The sequence below is a fragment of the Okeania hirsuta genome (genome assembly GCF_003838195.1).
GTDB classification, from domain to species: domain Bacteria; phylum Cyanobacteriota; class Cyanobacteriia; order Cyanobacteriales; family Microcoleaceae; genus Okeania; species Okeania hirsuta.
Genome location: NZ_RCBY01000026.1, coordinates 22,544 through 39,040 on the forward strand (window position 1 = coordinate 22,544; position 16,497 = coordinate 39,040).

The window sequence follows — 16,497 nt, forward strand, 5'->3', positions numbered from 1 at the left end:
ATCAATTTGGCTCACTTCCTGAAGTTACACCTTTTCTAGATGGGATTAAACCAGTTGTTCTATCCTTAATTTTTAGGTGGTACTCCTTGCAAAGCAGTAATCAGAGGTCTGACCGCTCGACTAATCAAAGGTTTTATACCAGCTATTATTCCGAGGAAACTGCCACTTAATGTTGCTATTGTGAAGCCACTAATTGCATTTAAACTAGTAGTTAAAATAGCTAAAGTTAATTTATTTGCCGTTGCCAAATTTTTCAGAGCGACTAGAGTTTCTAGAGGAGAAGGTAGAATGATTGAACTATAGTGCATTGCTAGTAGTTGCCATATAGTTATAAATCCTAAAAAGCCGATTAATTCAGGTAAAATAACTTGAATTAGTTTGAATATATTTTTATCAAATTTATCAGATTGAATCATCAACTTGACTATGTTATTTTAAACTTGAACAGGACTTACGCAAAGACACTATATATAGCGTTTACCAATTTAGGCGATTGCTGACGCAAAGCTCCGCTAACGCTTAAAAAATCAAGTGCGATCGCCTCAAGATTTTGGGCATTTTTCAAACAAGAGTAAAAACACTTAATATAGTGTCCTTGCGTAAGTCCTGATTAAAATACATTTTAAGACATAGTTGTTTAACTTCAGGGTGATATGCTTTGGGTTTAGGAGATTCAACAAATTGATGTCCACAGTCGTGACAACGATAAGATTGTTTTTGCCGACGAAAACCATTTTTCTTATAACGAGAAGATTGGCATTTGGGACAGTACATTTTTTCTTGAGTTTGACAACAATTTTATTCTATAGCATTCTATATTCACTAACGCCTGAAAGTTTACATTAGGCATCTCCAATAATCAAAAATAAAATCAATTATCATACATAAATCATCAATTATTTCCCCCTACTCCCTACTCCCTACTCCCTACTCCCTCTTTTCCGGAGATGTCTATTTTTGAGAGTTGAATAGAGTGTAAGATGGTTAATCAGTTGTTGAATATAACTAAGATTATTATGGCTCAGTCTCTAAACGATCACCTTCACCTTTCTATCATTGCATGTGGTCACGCTGGTTCCGGTAAGTCCACCACCCTATGACACTTGATCTACAAATGCGGCTCGATTACCAAGCGTCAGATATCTACGTTTGAGAAAGAGTCTCTTGAAATGGGAAAGGGGTCTTCCAAGTATGCCTGGGTCATGGATAGAACTCCGGAGGAACGCGAGCGAGGTATGACCCTAGAGGTGAACTACTGGAGAATAAAAACGGAGAAATATTTCTGCCATCTCATTGATGTTCCCCATGCCATTGATCAAGTGATTAGTGCGGCCTCCCAAGCTGATGCTGCGATACTCATGGTTGATGCCAAAAAAGGAAGCTTTGAAGCTGGCTATGCTATGGACGGACAAACTCGCCAACACGCTTTCATACTCTATTGCCTTGGTGTCAAGCAGCTTATTGTTGCTGTCAATCAGATGGATGCTGTTAACTATGACCAAGAGCGCTACAACGAGATTGTTCTAGAAATGAGTGAACTTCTCAAAAAAATTGGCTACAATCCGAAAGCAATTAGGTTTATTCCTATCTCTGGATGGACAGGTGAGAACTTCTTGGAACCAGCAAGTAATATGAGTTGGTATCAAGGTACTCATATTGAGATGATGAACAGGTACGGGAATTTGGTACGAGCTTCTTTTAAAACCCTCTTCGAGGCTATTAATACCTTTCTTCTACCTTCAGATGACTCTGGACCCATGCGTACCTGTGTCTCTAGAGTATTTCAACCCGGGGACGACCATAACCTACAGATTGGTAATGGTCGATTTTCATTTATGGGACATGTTGAACGTGGAATCCTTAAGCCGGGAGATGAAGTTGTCTTTTACCCCACTCACACCAACTCCAACCCTTGCACAGCTAGAATTACCAATCTAGAGATTAGCCATGAGGAGACCACCTCCGCTAAGAAGGGTAACATTGTCAATTTTATTCTCGATGGTATTTCCCATGCTAACTCGCCCCATGTTGGTGATGTCATGGTTCATAAATCCGACTCCTCTATTGGCAGGATTCGGAGCTTCCAAGCTCAGGTTATTGTGCAATCTCATTGTGGTTCGATTGAAGTTGGCTACCAGACCACAGTCCTTATCAATAGTGCCCAGGTTGTAGTCCGCCTCACTGCTATCGAGCGTCAACTAGATAGAAGGGGTCGCACCATCGCTGAGAACCCCGCTAAGATTGAGGAAGGAGATGGTGCCATTGTTACATTTGAAGTCCAAGAACCTTTAACGGCAGAGCCATTCAAGGATTGTTCAGGACTGGGTCGGTTGATTCTGATGGACGGTAATAAGAATTCTGAGGGCGTTGCCAATTTAATAGTTGGTGTCATCCGAGAGGTTGAACGTGTTTGACCTACCCATTGACATCCTCTCCCGCTAAATCGAAGATTATAGCGGGAGATTCCCAAACATCGCTATTTGGGTTCCGGGTTTAAGTAGCAATTGTGCAAGAAACCCCGTTAAGGTATTTGCGATCGCGCTCTCCAATTAAACCTCTCTGAGAAAAAACCCTGAGACCCTTGATTTATCGTTATAAATTTCTGCACCAAATAAACTACAGTTTATTAACAGGACTTACGCAAGGACACTATATATGGTGCTTAGCGTTCAGACTATCTCTATATTGGCACTGCTTACTAGGTTCCTCTGAGCGATCGCCTGAACTCCAAAACATAACTAATAGATATCTCCGAAAAAGAATCTGAAATCCCTGTGTATAGGTAAAAATATAATTTCTAGAGATGTTTAATGGAATATTCACTAACATAGGCGATCGCACTTGATTTTTTAAGCGACCGCCTAAATTGGTAAACTCTATATATAGTGTCTTTGCGTAAGTCCTGTTGAATATAATCTTGACAGGATTTATCGCAGAAGGAACACAGAGTAATATAATTCCCTTGATCATCATACAATGCGTAGGGGCGAATGGCCATTTGTGCTCCGCAAAGCTCCGAATGGCGCCCCTACAATATAGACTCTTAATCTTAAACAATGCTGAATAACACTGATGCGACCAGATTTGAGATCAAACCCTTGTAGGAATGTTCCATGGAACGCCCCTACATTCTTTTTCGGAAGGAAAGCAAGTTGAAAACCTACGAAGCACTTCCAATTACAATATCGCGCACCCGCACAGGTACACAACTATGAGTCATTTGAGCTATCTGCATCGGTTCCCCTTTCCCACAAATATTAGTACCACACTGCTCCCTTTCTGCAACAGTTCCCACCGCATCAACACTATTCCAAAAATCTGTTGTCATCGAATGATAAGTCACATCTTTCAACATTCCCACAACTTTGCCTTTTTTCACCTGCCAAAAAGCATCTCCACCAAATTGAAAATTCCGTCGCTGTTGGTCAATAGAAAAACTACCAACACCATCAATTAAAATCCCATCTTCAGTATCAGCAATCATTTCATCTAAACTAGCAGTATGACTACCACCATCAGGACCCGCTTCTAACCCCAAATTCGGAATGCGTACCATCGGTACACTCGACCAACTGTCAGCAAAAGCACAACCATTACTACTACCACGTCCAAGTCGGTAAGCTGTTTCTCGGTCTGTGAGATAATCAACTAATATCCCATCCTTAACAACATACCATTCTTGTGACTTCACACCTTCATCATCATATCCCATGGTGCTACGACCCCCTGGTTGAGTGCGATCGCATTTAAAATTCACCCAGGGAGCAGCATATTGAAGTTTACCCATTTTATCGGTAGTGGCAAAACTGGTACCAGCAAAATTAGATTCATAACCATAAACCCTATCTAATTCAGTGGGGTGTCCAACAGATTCGTGGATAGTTAAAAATAGATTCGTTGGCTTTAAAATTAGAGTGGAGCGAATATCCGCAGGTCCTTTGGGAGCATAAACTTTTTCAATTGCTTCCTCAGCAACTCGTTCTACCTGACTCAATAGATCAGTGGGGTTAATATGCTCATAACCAATATTCAAAGGAGGTCGTTCGTAACTGCGACTTTGAGCATCATTATTGGCAATAGCTGTGCAAGAAAACCCAGGATAGCTGCGGTAAATTGTTTGCTCAATTAGGGAACCATTTGTAGAAGCAAATATTTTCTCTTCTTTAGTAAACCGGAGAAAAGAAGCAGCTTTTTTCACTCCTCGCTCCTCATAACTCAATAATTTCTCATTCAAATTTAGAAGTAATTCTGCTTTTTCGCCAATGGGTACTGCAAAAGGATCAATTTCAATGGGAGTAACATAACTATCACGGTAGGTTTCCACAGGTACTAACTTTACAGGTGTTTGTTGACAGAGACGACTACCCTTAGCAATATCTACTGCCAGAGCAACAACTCTAGCTACCTCTTCTAGACTTTGGCGATGACTGGCAGCAAAACCCCATGCACCATTGAGCAAAACTCTCACCCCAAAACCAGAATTGACCTTATCTTCTAATCTGTTGAGAGAGCGATCGCGAGCTGTTAAATTTTGAGAACGATAAATACATAAGCGAATATCTCCATATTCACATCCGGACTGACGAATTAAGTCTATTGCGAAGGTAGCTAATTCTGTAGTTTTAATCTTTGCTGGTGCTTGTACCATTCTATGTTAATCTGAATTTTATCTAATTTATTTTATATAATGCACCATTTTTGTCCAAAATTTTAGTTTGTAGGTTGTAGGTTAATCAAAAATGATTGTAGATTTGAGAGAATCGTGAGGAGTTTGCTATGCCTAATCAATATTTATCTCCAAAAAATCTGTTAAAATCAAAATTTTTATTAAAATTTATTGGATTAGTAGGAACACTGGTAATTAATTGGAGTTTTACTCGGCCAGTTTTTGCAGCCTTCTTAACAAACTGGTTTTTTGACCCAGACAATAATCAACTCCAGTTTACTCTCCCATCAGGTACAGCTCCTAGTTTTTCTTTAGAAAATAAACCAGCTCGTCTAATTGTATACATTCCCAATACAGAGGTTAGTGTAGATGTGACTGAGTTATATCCGGCAGGTTTGGTGCGCCGAGTTAGTCTTTCTCAAGAGCAACCAGAACAAGCAAAAGTTATTATAGATTTTGCTCCAGAAGTGGTTATCTCTAGCAAACAAGTACAATTAGAACAAGTCGAACCACAGGAAAATAGTTGGCAGTTAAGTTTGCTTGTAGCTGAAGGGGAATTTTCAGAGCCAGCAGAGGCCATAATTTCAGGGCCGACTGAGCCAGAAAATACAGAATTAGAAAATGCTCAAACTACCAACCAACAGCTAACTGAGCCAGAAAATACAGAATTAGAAAATGCTCAAACTACCCAAGAAGAAGAAAATAATCAAACTTCTACTCAACCAAAGCAAGATAGTGTAGGTTTATTAGACACTGCTCCGGAACAAGAATCTCCTTTACCAAACCCAGGCCCTTCTGCGGAGCCTTCCGTACCATTTCTGGTCATTCCCACTGACAGGCCAGGTAGATTTAGATCTCCAATAGTAGATGCTTTTGATAATGAAAAGCCTGAAACGGAAACTTCTCAGGTTGTAGAAACACCGACACTTCAGACTAGAGAGGAACAAGAGACGGTTATTTCACTTCCTCCAGAGTCCAGAGAAAAATCAAAATACAATACTACAGAATCAGTAGGTGTAATTACTTTTGGAGAACCTTTGCCGGGGTCATCGGGACAAAAACAATCTGAAGATGATTCTTCCATATTAATTGAGGAAGGAGAAGTTGTAGGTTTAATTTATCCATCTCAAGATGTTACATTACCACGAGATATTGAGATACAGGAAGTTTTGCTGCTCAAAGAGGCGATCATTGACGAATCTGGTAGAGTTATAGTACCAGCTAGAACGCCTGTAGTTGGTGGTTTTGATACTACTACTCAGGGAAGTAAATTTATCGCCAGGGCTATATATGTAGATGAGCGCTTAATTCCTTTTTCTGCTGAATCAGAATTACTCCGAGGCCATCGTAATATAAATGAAAAAGTTTTGGCTGCCAGTAGCGCTGGTGGGGGGTTAGGATTATTACTGCTGACGGGTTCAGGTTTTGGTTTTCTGGCAGGAGCAGCTCTTGGTGCTGGTAGTGTTGTTCTTACTTCTCCTCGTTCTGTTACCCTAGAAGGCGATAATATCATAGAAGTTCGTGTAGTTGAGGATTTACCTCGTTCTAGGTTCTACGAAGATATTGGCAGTTTTTAGAGGTAGAGATATTTTCTACTCCCTACTCCCTGGTATAGTTAAATCAACTAGAAGTTATTTTCAGGTGCATTCCCCCCAGGTCCTAACTGACCGGGCAAGAAAAGGTTTTGAGCACTATCGTTTTGATAGATACAATTAATCTCTGGATCGTCATTAATATTTCCTGTATAACCAAAGGTATTCATGCGGTTTTTACAATCACGTACTTGCTCATTGTTGACTAAGTTTCTTTTCTCTAGAATTGACCAGTTATTTCTGCGGATGACACACCCTGGTTTTATGTTTGGTTGAGATACATATACATTAAAAGGATTTAGAGTCAAGAAAACTCTCATATTCATTACCATAGCACTAGCTCCAAACTGTACACAAAGTTCTGGGTTTGGTACGCTGCGATCGATAAATTCACGAGAGGCCACATTTTGGGGAGTAAAGTTAGCGGTAGAGCTAAAGGCAATGCCAATGCCAATACCTAAAACAAATACTCCTCCTAAAATTGCTATAGTGGCATAGTTGAATCTAGATGGTTGGGTGGTAGTTTGAGGTCTACGTTTCATATAAATAAAAGTTAAGTTATGGAGCTTAGGCTATAAACTAATAGTGGACGAGCTAAATTTAGATTTTTACTTTCCTAGTTTGACAAGCAAGTATGTATAATTTTACCAGGTAGGTTATTTGTCCTTAAGTAAGCATAAATAACCATCAGTAAATTACCTAATTTGGAAATTTTTTGATTAATACTATCATAATTCTCAAATTAGAACGATTAAGTCAAAATTTAAAGGTCAAAAGTCAGATAACCCCCTAGTTGAGTAATGTTAAGTTTTATGTTATAATATTTCCAATATATGCTCATAATTTTTGAGTGTAGGCCAAAATATATATCAAATAATATTTAGCTATATGTTTGTTTTCGGGTAAGTTCTAATGAGTTAGCATTCCTGAAAGGTAAAATATTTGGCAAATATTATTGAACAGAGTTAAGTATTTCTACTTTATGTCTAGCCTAAGCATTGGTCTAGACTAATGTGTCTATGTCGTATTAGAATTTTTTAATCAGGATAGAGTAGTGTCTGTCGAGACTATAGAAAAGCGTTCCACTTCCACAGTCCGTAAACCTGCACCACGTTATCGTGTTTTACTCCATAACGATGATTTTAATAGTATGGAGTATGTAGTGCAAGCATTGATGAAGACAGTGCCGAGTCTAACTCAACCCCAAGCTGTCGATATTATGATGGAAGCTCACAGTAATGGTATTGCATTGGTGATTACCTGCGCTTTAGAACACGCTGAGTTTTATTGCGAAAATTTAAAAAATCAGGGACTAACTAGCACTATAGAACCTGATGAGTGATTTAATTGTAATATAGAAGCCGAGTTTCTACCTTGAGAAGCTCGGTTTCTCATTTGTATAGGTGTTGGTAGTGCCTAATTTATCATTTGGCAAAATTGCAAAGTTTTCGGTTTCTATCAGAATAGGAATTTTTATTTTAACATTATTTCTGGGTTGGATACCACTAGCAGCACCAATATATTTTTTTGGGCGAGATGCAAATTTAGCGAGTATATTGGCGATCGCTCTATTATATATAGAGTTTATTATTTTAGTCCAGTTTTGGGGAAAGAAAGTTTATCAACAACCACACCTACTACGTCACTACGGTTTAGAAATAAGTAGGGTCAACTTTCAGAATTTTTTTCAAGGTTTAGGAATAGGTTTAGTTAGTCTGTTTGGTTTTTTTATTTTAGAAACGTTTCTGGGATGGGTAATATGGCAGTCACCTTCAGCAAAGTTACCTCAATTTATTCTGGAAGGTTTATTGGTATCTGTGGGTATTGGTTTTGCTGAGGAGTTACTATTTCGAGGGTGGTTATTGGATGAGTTGGAGCGAGACTACAAACCAAAAGTAGCTTTGTGGGTAAGTAGTATTGTGTATGCCTTACTACACTTTATTAAACCAGTTGAGGAAATTTTGCGGATTTGGTTTCAGTTTCCTGGTTTGGTGTTGTTAGGTTTAATCTTTGTTTGGGCAAAACGTGGATCAGTTGAAGAAGGAAGAAGGAAGAAGGAAGAAGGAAGAAGGCATCCCCCCTTGCCCCCCTTTGAAAGGAAGAAGGAAGAAGGCATCCCCCCTTGCCCCCCTTTGAAAGGAAGAAGGAAGAAGTGGATGGTGACTCAAAACCCAACTAATTATCAACACCGTGTAGATAGCGGGGTATTAAACCCAAAAGAAAAAGATAAATTGACTTATTATCAACAACAATTATTGGGTTTGCCTATTGGTATTCATGCTGGTTTTGTGTGGGGTTATTACATTATTAATGTGGGTGGTTTAGTTAAGTATTCTAGTGTAGTTGGAGAGTGGGTAGTTGGGATAAATGGTAATCCTTTAGCGGGTGTAATGGGGTGGTTATTTTTAGGGGCGATCGCTTTATTTATTCAGCGAAAATGAATTGGTATAACCTAGAGGTAGTTATATCATGTCTGGATAATAGCGATCTGGAAAAAACTTATCATCTTGCTTCAACAGTAAATCTTTATATTTTCCTTACTCTCCCCTAGGTTTAACGTTTCTTGTGATATTAAAGCTTCTAATATTATGTCCGGATAAGAGCGTGATAGAACTCCGTTCCGCTTACGCGACCAAAAAAACTTTCTCCTTTTCCTCCTCTTTTTTCTTGCCTCTTCCTTCTTTCTTCCCTCCTGACTCCTGACTCCTGACTCCTGACTTCTGAGGACTCCGTCATTTATTTATAACTATTCAACCGGACATGATATAACTTCAGAGTTCGGAATGGCCTCATATTATATAATAGACATCTCCAGAAAATAAACTTGCTCTTTATTTAACATATCTAATATTTTATACAGTTGCAACAGAGGGAGGTTTTGTTTGTGACTGTATGCGTTTACCTTTCATCAACATTTTTACTCCACCCTTGGGTCCTAAAGTTAGTCCTCGACGTTGGGGTTTTACAGGTTGATTTTCTGCTAATTCCATCTCTAAATTCGATAATATAGTTGCCAATACCAAACGCATCTCGAAATTTGCTAGTGCCATTCCTAAACAGCGACGACTGCCACCTCCAAAGGGCAAGTATTGATATGGGGAAAACTGCCTCTCTAAAAATCGCTCTGGCTTAAACTTTTTCGGTTCTGAGTACAAATCTTCTCGTTGGTGAGTCAAATAAATAGAACCCTGAATCATTGTACCTGCTTCCAAGCTATAACCCTGCAACTCAATAGATTGTTTTGTCCGACGAGGAAATGTCAAAATTGCTACTGGATATATTCGTAAGGTTTCCTGACAAACTGCTGTAAGATAGGGTAAACGGAAAATTGTCATGGGATCAGCATCTATTTCCAGAGTTGTCAACTCTTCCATCAATTTTTGATATACCTCTGGTTGTTTGTGAACCCAATAAACTGCCCAAGCAATAGCAGTTGCAGTAGTTTCGTGACCTGCAACTAACATAGTTATCAGCTCATCCCGAATTTCTTGGTCTGTCATACCTTGACCTTCTTCATCTCGTGCTAATAGCATTAAGGTAAGGATATCAGTACGATTCGGATCTAATTGAGAGCGACGAGTTGCTATTTCTGTATATAAAAGTTCATCAAGTTTTTGTTGTTGACACTTATACTTACCCCAAGGACTCCAAGGACCTAGATCCTTTTGCAACCAGGGAAAAAATAATAAACTAGCTCGGAGTGGAGAGGCTGTGAGTTCGATAAAATCTGCCAACATTGACCTAATTTGTGATAACCGGGGGCTATCATATAGACCAAATATAGCTTGGAGTATCACCTGAATCGTAATTTCTTGCATCAGCTTACGGGCAATAAATGTTTCACTCACTTTTAAGTTGCTGGCTGCTTCTTTCGTGATGTTACAGATTAACTCACCATAGTTCCGCATCCTGTCGCCATGAAAGGGAGGCATTAATAATTTGCGTTCTCGGCGGTGGCGATCGCCTTCTAAGGACAACATTGAGTATTCCCCAAAGAAAGGTTGTAAAATTTTACTACCAGGAGCTTCATACTCATTATTATCCTTTGTCAATATCTCCTGTAAAGCTTGTGGACTGCTGACCATTACAACTTTACCTGCAGCAGTTATCATGGTAAAAATATCTCCATACTTTTTGGCATAAGATTCAAGAGTATTGAGTGGAGCGAGAACCAATTGCAGTCTCTGAAAAAGCGGTGGTGTTTTTGGTCCTTTGATTAATTTCATATAGTTACTTGTGAATTTTTGGACTGTTTAATATTAGAAGTTAACAATAGCATTTTATCAGTTTTTTTGTCTCAAATTCAATGCCCTAGTGTTAGACAAATTTTTATGTTGGCGACTGCCGTTTGCGTAGCATTCTGTAGGAAAATAATTAATAATTAATTATTACCGAAAAATTGTGGTATAAAGCCTCCAGTTTTAAGGGGATAAAAAGCGGTCGTTTGCGGAGCATGACCTTAGGATGGGATGGCGATCTTCGGAGCGGCTCTGATAAGAGCGGGTCTCCTCGCCATATCCATGAGACCAAGAGAAGAAAAAATTTCATGATTAGTCAATCCTATCCGTTTTCAAGGAGAGGTAATTCTAAATTCTTAATTCTAAATTCTTAATTCTTGAACTCTCTTTGGCCAAGTTCTTTACATTGGACAAGTTTTTTCGCACTTTCAGGCGTTTTATCCCCTCAATCCATTTTTTTAATCTTTTTTTACCAAATAATTAAGGTTTAAAGCCTCTCCTTTGAAGGAGAAACAAGCGGTCCTCTTCGGAGCTTCCCGTAGGGTGGGATGGCGCAATTCGGGGCAGCTCTGATAAGAGCGGGTCTCCTCACCATATCCATGATACCAAGAGAAGAAAAAATTTTCATGATTAGTCAATCCTATCCGTTTTCAAGGAGAGGTAATTCTAAATTCTTAATTCTTGAAAGATACCCTCTAGTAATTAGTATTAGAAGGTAGAGAGTTGAAGGATCATACAATTCAAATATCTTGTCTATTTCTAGCATCTAAAAATTTTAATTGTTGATACAACATCCCAATTTTATTTAGCTGAATATCTGCTGCACCTGCCATTCGTAAAGGGTTGCCAATAATACTTTCTATTTCTAAAGGTTGTCGTCGCTCATAATCAATTTTCATGCTAGTTAAATAAGGGTTTAACTTGTCAGTATGGTCTAACATATTTTGAATATAACTATTTGGAATTTCGCACTTACAACTTTTTGCACCCTCCAATACTTCTTGCATTATTTCTGTGATTAAGTTTCTAGTATTAGTATCTCCCATCATTTCATCAGTTCGAGCATCTAGAATTACTGACAAGCTGTTATAAGGAATATTCCAAACTAATTTTTTCCATCTTTCTTGGAATAAATCTTCACTCAAATTAACTTGTATTCCAGCACTTTCAAAATCTTGGGAAATTTCACGCATTTTATTAGTAATACCAGCAGGTTGATAATTTGTGGTATATTTTCCGATTCTAATCAAACCATAATCTACATGGCGAATATGACCATAACCTATTTTATTAGAAGCAATATTAGATACTCCTCCAATTACTCTTTCCTCACCAACAATTTTGGCTATTTCAGGTTCTGTACCCAATCCATTTTGTAAGAGTAAGACAACGTTATTTTCTTGGCACAAAGGTGGGAGTAATTCTGGTAATAAATAGTTTTGCGTTGTTTTTAATGCTACGAGAATTACATCACATTTTGGCATTTTATTAGTATTGTTATAGGCGTTAATTTGAGGGAGGGTAAAGTCGCCATTTTTGGATTCTATGATTAAGCCATTTTTGAGAACGTGCTGATAATCACTACGCAGTAAAAAATGAACTTCTAATCCTGCTTTTTGTAGTTTTGCACCGTAAAAACCTCCTAGTGCGCCACTGCCAATAATCGCGTAAGTATTTTTTGACATTTTATTGAACTTAAATTCGACTCTGTTTCTATTTTATTGTAAGCATTTCCTACGGAATGCTGCGCAAACAGCTATTAGCTGTCAGCTCTCAACAACAAGACTCTCTCATATAGGACAGTGTTTAAATTAATATAGACTTTAAGGGCAAGGGAGCTAACTTTTGCAGTAAGACAATTAATAAAGCTTTTATCGTAAACTAAAAGCAATAGCTAATAGTTATGACTGACCGTTGAATGCTTCAATAAAAGTTTTATTTAAACCCTGTTATTAAGAGCGAAGTATTAAATTTTTGTACTTCATATACTTGCATTTTGCTGTATTAAACTCAGCTCTATAATTATTTTGTCTGTTCAAATTTTTCAACTTTAATTTTGTTACATGAATATTCTTTCCATTATCCACTTTGAAATTTGTCCTAAAGCAAATCTTCCTGCCAATGCTAGGAAAATATAATACAGTAGATTCCAATTTAATGAGGTACACCAGTTGTGGGCAAGATGCCCGCACTACAAACATTTAATTGTTAATCTCTGTACTTCTTATGGGAGGAATTTGCTGTAATTTATATTTATCACTCCAGCTTCAGTTTCTAGAATGTTCTGAACAAAGAAAGATAGAAAAAAATAGCAGGCAAAAACAGTACTAAAACTTTAGTTTTAGTGTTTATAAAAGTTATAGCAGTCGAAGGAAAGGTTAGGACAGATAAAAAATTTAAAACTCAGACAAAGCAATATTTTTCTTTATTCCCTCTTCCTTCTACTATGCACCAATTCCTGAAAATAATGCTCTACTTATATTCATTGTTAATTTTTGAATAACTAGGAAAACTCAATAACCATTTCCTCATTTCATCAGATAATTTTTGCCTACTTCTACTTTGAGGATGAATACAAACGTGCTTCGTAATAGCTCTCGCCACCCACTTATCTCCTGCCTCTTTTAAAAAGACTTGATAGAAAATTTCAAACTCATCATCTCCCCAATTTTTAGGCATTAATTCAATAGTTAACTCATCTCCACAAAACATCGGGCGACGAAAATCAACATTAGCATGAATAATCGGAATAGCCATTTCTTGATTACTAAAAAAGACTTTCAGATTAATACCAAATTCTCCTAAAGATGCCTCATAAGCTTCATGGCACATTGCTAAAACATTAGCAAAATAAACCACTCCAGCAGCATCGGTATCTTGAAAATGAACTATTCTTGTATAGTAAAAAGACATTTATAAAGATAGGTTTAATAGTTAAGTTGAAGAAAGTTTTAGGTGGAAGCTTTTAGGTTCAATTGAAGATTTAATTCCAAGCAATTTATAGATACTGTGAAAACGGTCATATTTTCTATACCTATAACCTACAACCTGCCATCTACCACTTAAGGAAGGATAAGGACAATAAATCATATATTCAGGAATTAGGGATTTTTGAGTTCTAAACGCTACATATCTGTAACGTTATAGTTTTTGTTTCCTATATATAGTGTCTTTACCTAAATATCGATCGCCTAACACCTACCACTAAAGCAAAGGTAGGGATAATAAATCATATATTTAAGAATTAGGGATTTTTAATTTCTAAACACTACATATCTATAACGTTATAGTTTTTGTTCTCTATATATAGTTTCTTTACCTAAATAGAGTAGGAACAATTAATCATAATATTCAGGAATTAGGGATTTTTGAGTTCTAAACACTACATATCTGTAACGTTATAGTTTTTGTTTCCTATATATAGTGTCTTTACCTAAATATCGATCGCCTAACACCTACCACTAAAGCAAAGGTAGGGATAATAAATCATATATTTAAGAATTAGGGATTTTTAAGTTCTAAACGCTACATATCTGTAACGTTATAGTTTTTGCTCTCTATATATAGTGTACTTGCCTAAATTTTGATAATCTAACACCTACCACTAAAGCAAAGGTAGGGATAATAAATCATATATTTAAGAATTAGGGATTTTTAAGTTCTAAACGCTACATATCTGTAACGTTATAGTTTTTGCTCTCTATATATAGTGTACTTGCCTAAATTTTGATAATCTAACACCTACCACTAAAGCAAAGGTAGGGATAATAAATCATATATTTAAGAATTAAGGATTTTTGAGTTCTAAACACTACAGATATGTAACGTTATAGTTTTTGCTCACTATATATAGTAGTTGAAGCAAAGGGTGCGGACATATCAAAAGCTTAAAACTCAGACAACGCAAGATTTTTCAGTCCTTAGCTCCTTCCTTCTTTCTTTTCTGAACAATGAACAATACTAAATTTGATTGTAGTAATTGTTCATTGAACATTCATCAGGACTAATTTTGTAATTAAATTAACCCTTATTTTTAATCATCATTACATCAATAATATTAGTAGCTACTGCTTCAGAAATTTCCAAAGCATTATATAACTCATTCAAAAGTTGTTCCTCCTCTTCAGCAAGGTCTCCATCTACTAAAACCAAGTCTGTACTAACAGCAAAAACTGTTTCCCTTAACTCCTTTGGAAGTTTAGCAACTGCAGCATCAAACAAAGGCTTAATTTCTTGATTTTTAATCATATCGAGAAGACGGTCTTGCATTTCTGTTTTACGTTCTTTTGGATAATCACTAAACAGTTGCATACGAGAGAAAATATTATTAATACCTTGAGATTCACTCTTAGTAATAACACCATCAGCAGCAACAGCAATTAAAGCGATCGCTGCAAAAGCTTCTGCCGGTTCTAATTGAATATCAGTAGCTTGTATTGTTGTTGTTCCTTGATCGAAAAGACCCATTTTAGTACCTCATTAATGATTTTTTTACCATCTCTATTTTGGAAAAATATTAGGTGTTATTAAATAAGTTTTAGATTGAATCTACAACCTAAAATTTACCACCTACTACCTTCTTCAATACTTCTCAAAAACTGTTAAATTAGCTTTGAGAAAATCAATAAATTGTCGTGCCGTTCGCCCAGAGCGACCATTATATTTCGTAGCCCATTGTAAAGCTTGATAGTCTAAATCTTCAGGATTTAGATTAATTTTTGCCTGTTTTGCCAGATGTCTAACAATTGTTAAATAAGTATCCTGGTTAGCAGGTTCAAAAGTTAAAGTTAAGCCAAAGCGATCGCTAAAAGAAAGCTTTTCTTGAACTGTATCCCAATTATGAACCTCATCACTATCTTTTGGGCGAGGGCGATCGTTAAAAAATTCTCTAATTAAATGCCTTCTATTTGATGTAGCATAGACTACCACATTTGTTGGTCTAGCAGTTAAATTACCCTCTAAAACAACTTTAAGAGCTTTAAAAGTATCATCATCTTCTTCAAAGGAAAGGTCATCGACAAAGATAATAAATTTTTGTGGAATATCGCGTAATTTTTCTACAATTAATGGTAAATCTTTTAGGTTTGATTTAGCCACTTCGACTAAACGAAGATTGCGTTGACTATACTCATTTAATAAGGCTTTTATTAAAGAGGATTTGCCAGAACCGCGACTACCATAAAGTAATATATTAAGGGCTGAATATCCTGCTAGGAGAAATTCTGTATTTTTGATTAAGGCATCTTTTTGAAATTCATATCCGACCAATTCTTTTAATTCAACTGGGTCAGGGTAAGTAATAGTAAGTAGTTGACCGTTACGCCATTCAAAGGCAATTGATTCAGCAAATAAACCAGTGCCATTATGATGATAATGAGTGGCTAAGGTCTCAATGGCATCTGCCCAATTTTCTAATTTTTTTAACTCGTCGTAGATAGCTTCTTTTTGTTGTGATTGTATTTCCCACGCAATAGGGGGATTCTCTAATTTAGCTATTGTTTTTACCCACTGACTAATTGTTTTACCACTGCACTGATAAAGATTTTGTAAAATTTGTAAATCATGTTTTGCAGCTGCAATTAAATTTGGAGATAGGCTGGTAATATTTATTTTTTGAACTTGTTGACTAAAGGGATTATCATCTTGAATAATCTGAGCAATTAGATATTCTTGCCAGGAAATATTTTGACTAGCAATATTTATAAACCAGTTACCATAAGCTTGAAGGCATTCTATAGCAACTCCATCATTTTTAGACAAAGATTCTAATAATTGGATAAAAGCTTCACCCACTGTTTTTTTTAGAACAGACTGATATAACAATAGAGATGCTATTTGCTGTTGTAAGTTTTGAATTTTGGCTAACACTTGGGAACCTAAACAAGACATAATTAATGATATGATTGCCTTATTAAATAAAGGATCAGCACTTAGCACTCAGCAATTAGTAGGAGCATTTTTTTTAGGTTTATAAGGGGATTTCAACTCCTACTAAACTATC

14 protein-coding genes are annotated in these 16,497 nt (G+C 36.8%); 4 read left to right on the top strand and 10 right to left on the bottom strand.

Annotated features, from left to right (window positions below; genetic code table 11):
- Positions 1–65: 65 nt before the first annotated feature.
- Positions 66–416: an ABC transporter permease family protein gene (locus D5R40_RS06895; protein ID WP_124144422.1), complete on the bottom strand. Its 351-nt coding sequence runs from the start codon at positions 414–416 to the stop codon at positions 66–68.
- Positions 417–561: 145 nt separating this feature from the next.
- Positions 562–774: an IS1/IS1595 family N-terminal zinc-binding domain-containing protein gene (locus tag D5R40_RS06900; RefSeq protein ID WP_124144423.1), complete on the bottom strand. Its 213-nt coding sequence runs from the start codon at positions 772–774 to the stop codon at positions 562–564.
- A 329-nt stretch (positions 775–1,103) separates the two neighbouring features.
- Between D5R40_RS06900 and D5R40_RS06905 the strand changes: the two genes are divergently transcribed.
- Complete coding sequence (locus tag D5R40_RS06905; protein WP_124154414.1) at positions 1,104–2,414, top strand: GTP-binding protein; 1,311 nt, start codon at positions 1,104–1,106, stop codon at positions 2,412–2,414.
- A 746-nt stretch (positions 2,415–3,160) separates the two neighbouring features.
- On the opposite strand, the gene D5R40_RS06910 is transcribed toward D5R40_RS06905, so the two are convergent.
- The gene (locus D5R40_RS06910) at positions 3,161–4,648 is read right to left on the bottom strand and encodes a TldD/PmbA family protein (RefSeq protein WP_124154415.1); all 1,488 of its coding nucleotides are present in this window, start codon (positions 4,646–4,648) and stop codon (positions 3,161–3,163) included.
- A 128-nt stretch (positions 4,649–4,776) separates the two neighbouring features.
- Here D5R40_RS06910 and D5R40_RS06915 point away from each other — a divergent pair, with 128 nt between their 5' ends.
- Positions 4,777–6,243, top strand: a complete 1,467-nt coding sequence (locus D5R40_RS06915; protein ID WP_124144426.1) for an AMIN domain-containing protein — start codon at positions 4,777–4,779, stop codon at positions 6,241–6,243.
- 47 nt (positions 6,244–6,290) lie between these two features.
- Here the strand turns inward: D5R40_RS06915 and D5R40_RS06920 are convergent, their stop codons facing one another.
- The gene (locus D5R40_RS06920; RefSeq protein WP_124144427.1) at positions 6,291–6,800 is read right to left on the bottom strand and encodes a DUF3172 domain-containing protein; all 510 of its coding nucleotides are present in this window, start codon (positions 6,798–6,800) and stop codon (positions 6,291–6,293) included.
- 512 nt (positions 6,801–7,312) lie between these two features.
- On the opposite strand from D5R40_RS06920, the gene clpS reads away from it, so the two are divergent.
- Positions 7,313–7,600 (top strand): ATP-dependent Clp protease adapter ClpS, encoded by a 288-nt coding sequence (clpS, locus tag D5R40_RS06925; protein WP_124144428.1) that lies wholly within the window; start codon positions 7,313–7,315, stop codon positions 7,598–7,600.
- 70 nt (positions 7,601–7,670) lie between these two features.
- The gene (locus D5R40_RS39215) at positions 7,671–8,699 is read left to right on the top strand and encodes a CPBP family intramembrane glutamic endopeptidase (RefSeq protein WP_240041557.1); all 1,029 of its coding nucleotides are present in this window, start codon (positions 7,671–7,673) and stop codon (positions 8,697–8,699) included.
- Between the two features lie 145 nt (positions 8,700–8,844).
- On the opposite strand, the gene D5R40_RS34755 is transcribed toward D5R40_RS39215, so the two are convergent.
- From D5R40_RS34755 to D5R40_RS06955, 6 genes are all read right to left on the bottom strand, one after another.
- Positions 8,845–8,994 carry a hypothetical protein gene (locus D5R40_RS34755; RefSeq protein WP_161564946.1) on the bottom strand — a complete coding sequence of 50 codons (150 nt, stop codon included), beginning with the start codon at positions 8,992–8,994 and terminating at the stop codon, positions 8,845–8,847.
- Positions 8,995–9,110: 116 nt separating this feature from the next.
- Positions 9,111–10,484, bottom strand: a complete 1,374-nt coding sequence (locus tag D5R40_RS06935) for a cytochrome P450 (RefSeq protein ID WP_124154416.1) — start codon at positions 10,482–10,484, stop codon at positions 9,111–9,113.
- A gap of 752 nt (positions 10,485–11,236) precedes the next feature.
- Entirely contained in the window at positions 11,237–12,181 is a 945-nt protein-coding gene (locus tag D5R40_RS06940; RefSeq protein WP_124154417.1) for a putative 2-dehydropantoate 2-reductase, read from the bottom strand.
- 787 nt (positions 12,182–12,968) lie between these two features.
- The gene (locus D5R40_RS06945; protein WP_124154418.1) at positions 12,969–13,409 is read right to left on the bottom strand and encodes an acyl-CoA thioesterase; all 441 of its coding nucleotides are present in this window, start codon (positions 13,407–13,409) and stop codon (positions 12,969–12,971) included.
- 1,107 nt (positions 13,410–14,516) lie between these two features.
- Positions 14,517–14,963 (bottom strand): tellurite resistance TerB family protein, encoded by a 447-nt coding sequence (locus D5R40_RS06950; RefSeq protein WP_124154419.1) that lies wholly within the window; start codon positions 14,961–14,963, stop codon positions 14,517–14,519.
- A 114-nt stretch (positions 14,964–15,077) separates the two neighbouring features.
- Positions 15,078–16,385: an ATP-binding protein gene (locus D5R40_RS06955; protein ID WP_124144432.1), complete on the bottom strand. Its 1,308-nt coding sequence runs from the start codon at positions 16,383–16,385 to the stop codon at positions 15,078–15,080.
- Positions 16,386–16,497: the final 112 nt, after the last annotated feature.

Excerpts from the sequence above, each read along its gene's own strand:
- D5R40_RS06950 (WP_124154419.1), bottom strand. The coding sequence starts at position 14,963 with ATGGGTCTTTTCGATCAAGGAACAACAACAATACAAGCTACTGATATT.
- D5R40_RS06915 (WP_124144426.1), top strand. The coding sequence starts at position 4,777 with ATGCCTAATCAATATTTATCTCCAAAAAATCTGTTAAAATCAAAATTT.
- D5R40_RS06910 (WP_124154415.1), bottom strand. The coding sequence starts at position 4,648 with ATGGTACAAGCACCAGCAAAGATTAAAACTACAGAATTAGCTACCTTC.
- D5R40_RS06945 (WP_124154418.1), bottom strand. The coding sequence starts at position 13,409 with ATGTCTTTTTACTATACAAGAATAGTTCATTTTCAAGATACCGATGCT.
- D5R40_RS06935 (WP_124154416.1), bottom strand. The coding sequence starts at position 10,484 with ATGAAATTAATCAAAGGACCAAAAACACCACCGCTTTTTCAGAGACTG.
- D5R40_RS06940 (WP_124154417.1), bottom strand. The coding sequence starts at position 12,181 with ATGTCAAAAAATACTTACGCGATTATTGGCAGTGGCGCACTAGGAGGT.
- D5R40_RS06895 (WP_124144422.1), bottom strand. The coding sequence starts at position 416 with ATGATTCAATCTGATAAATTTGATAAAAATATATTCAAACTAATTCAA.
- D5R40_RS06900 (WP_124144423.1), bottom strand. The coding sequence starts at position 774 with ATGTACTGTCCCAAATGCCAATCTTCTCGTTATAAGAAAAATGGTTTT.
- D5R40_RS06920 (WP_124144427.1), bottom strand. The coding sequence starts at position 6,800 with ATGAAACGTAGACCTCAAACTACCACCCAACCATCTAGATTCAACTAT.
- D5R40_RS34755 (WP_161564946.1), bottom strand. The coding sequence starts at position 8,994 with ATGACGGAGTCCTCAGAAGTCAGGAGTCAGGAGTCAGGAGTCAGGAGG.
- D5R40_RS06955 (WP_124144432.1), bottom strand. The coding sequence starts at position 16,385 with ATGTCTTGTTTAGGTTCCCAAGTGTTAGCCAAAATTCAAAACTTACAA.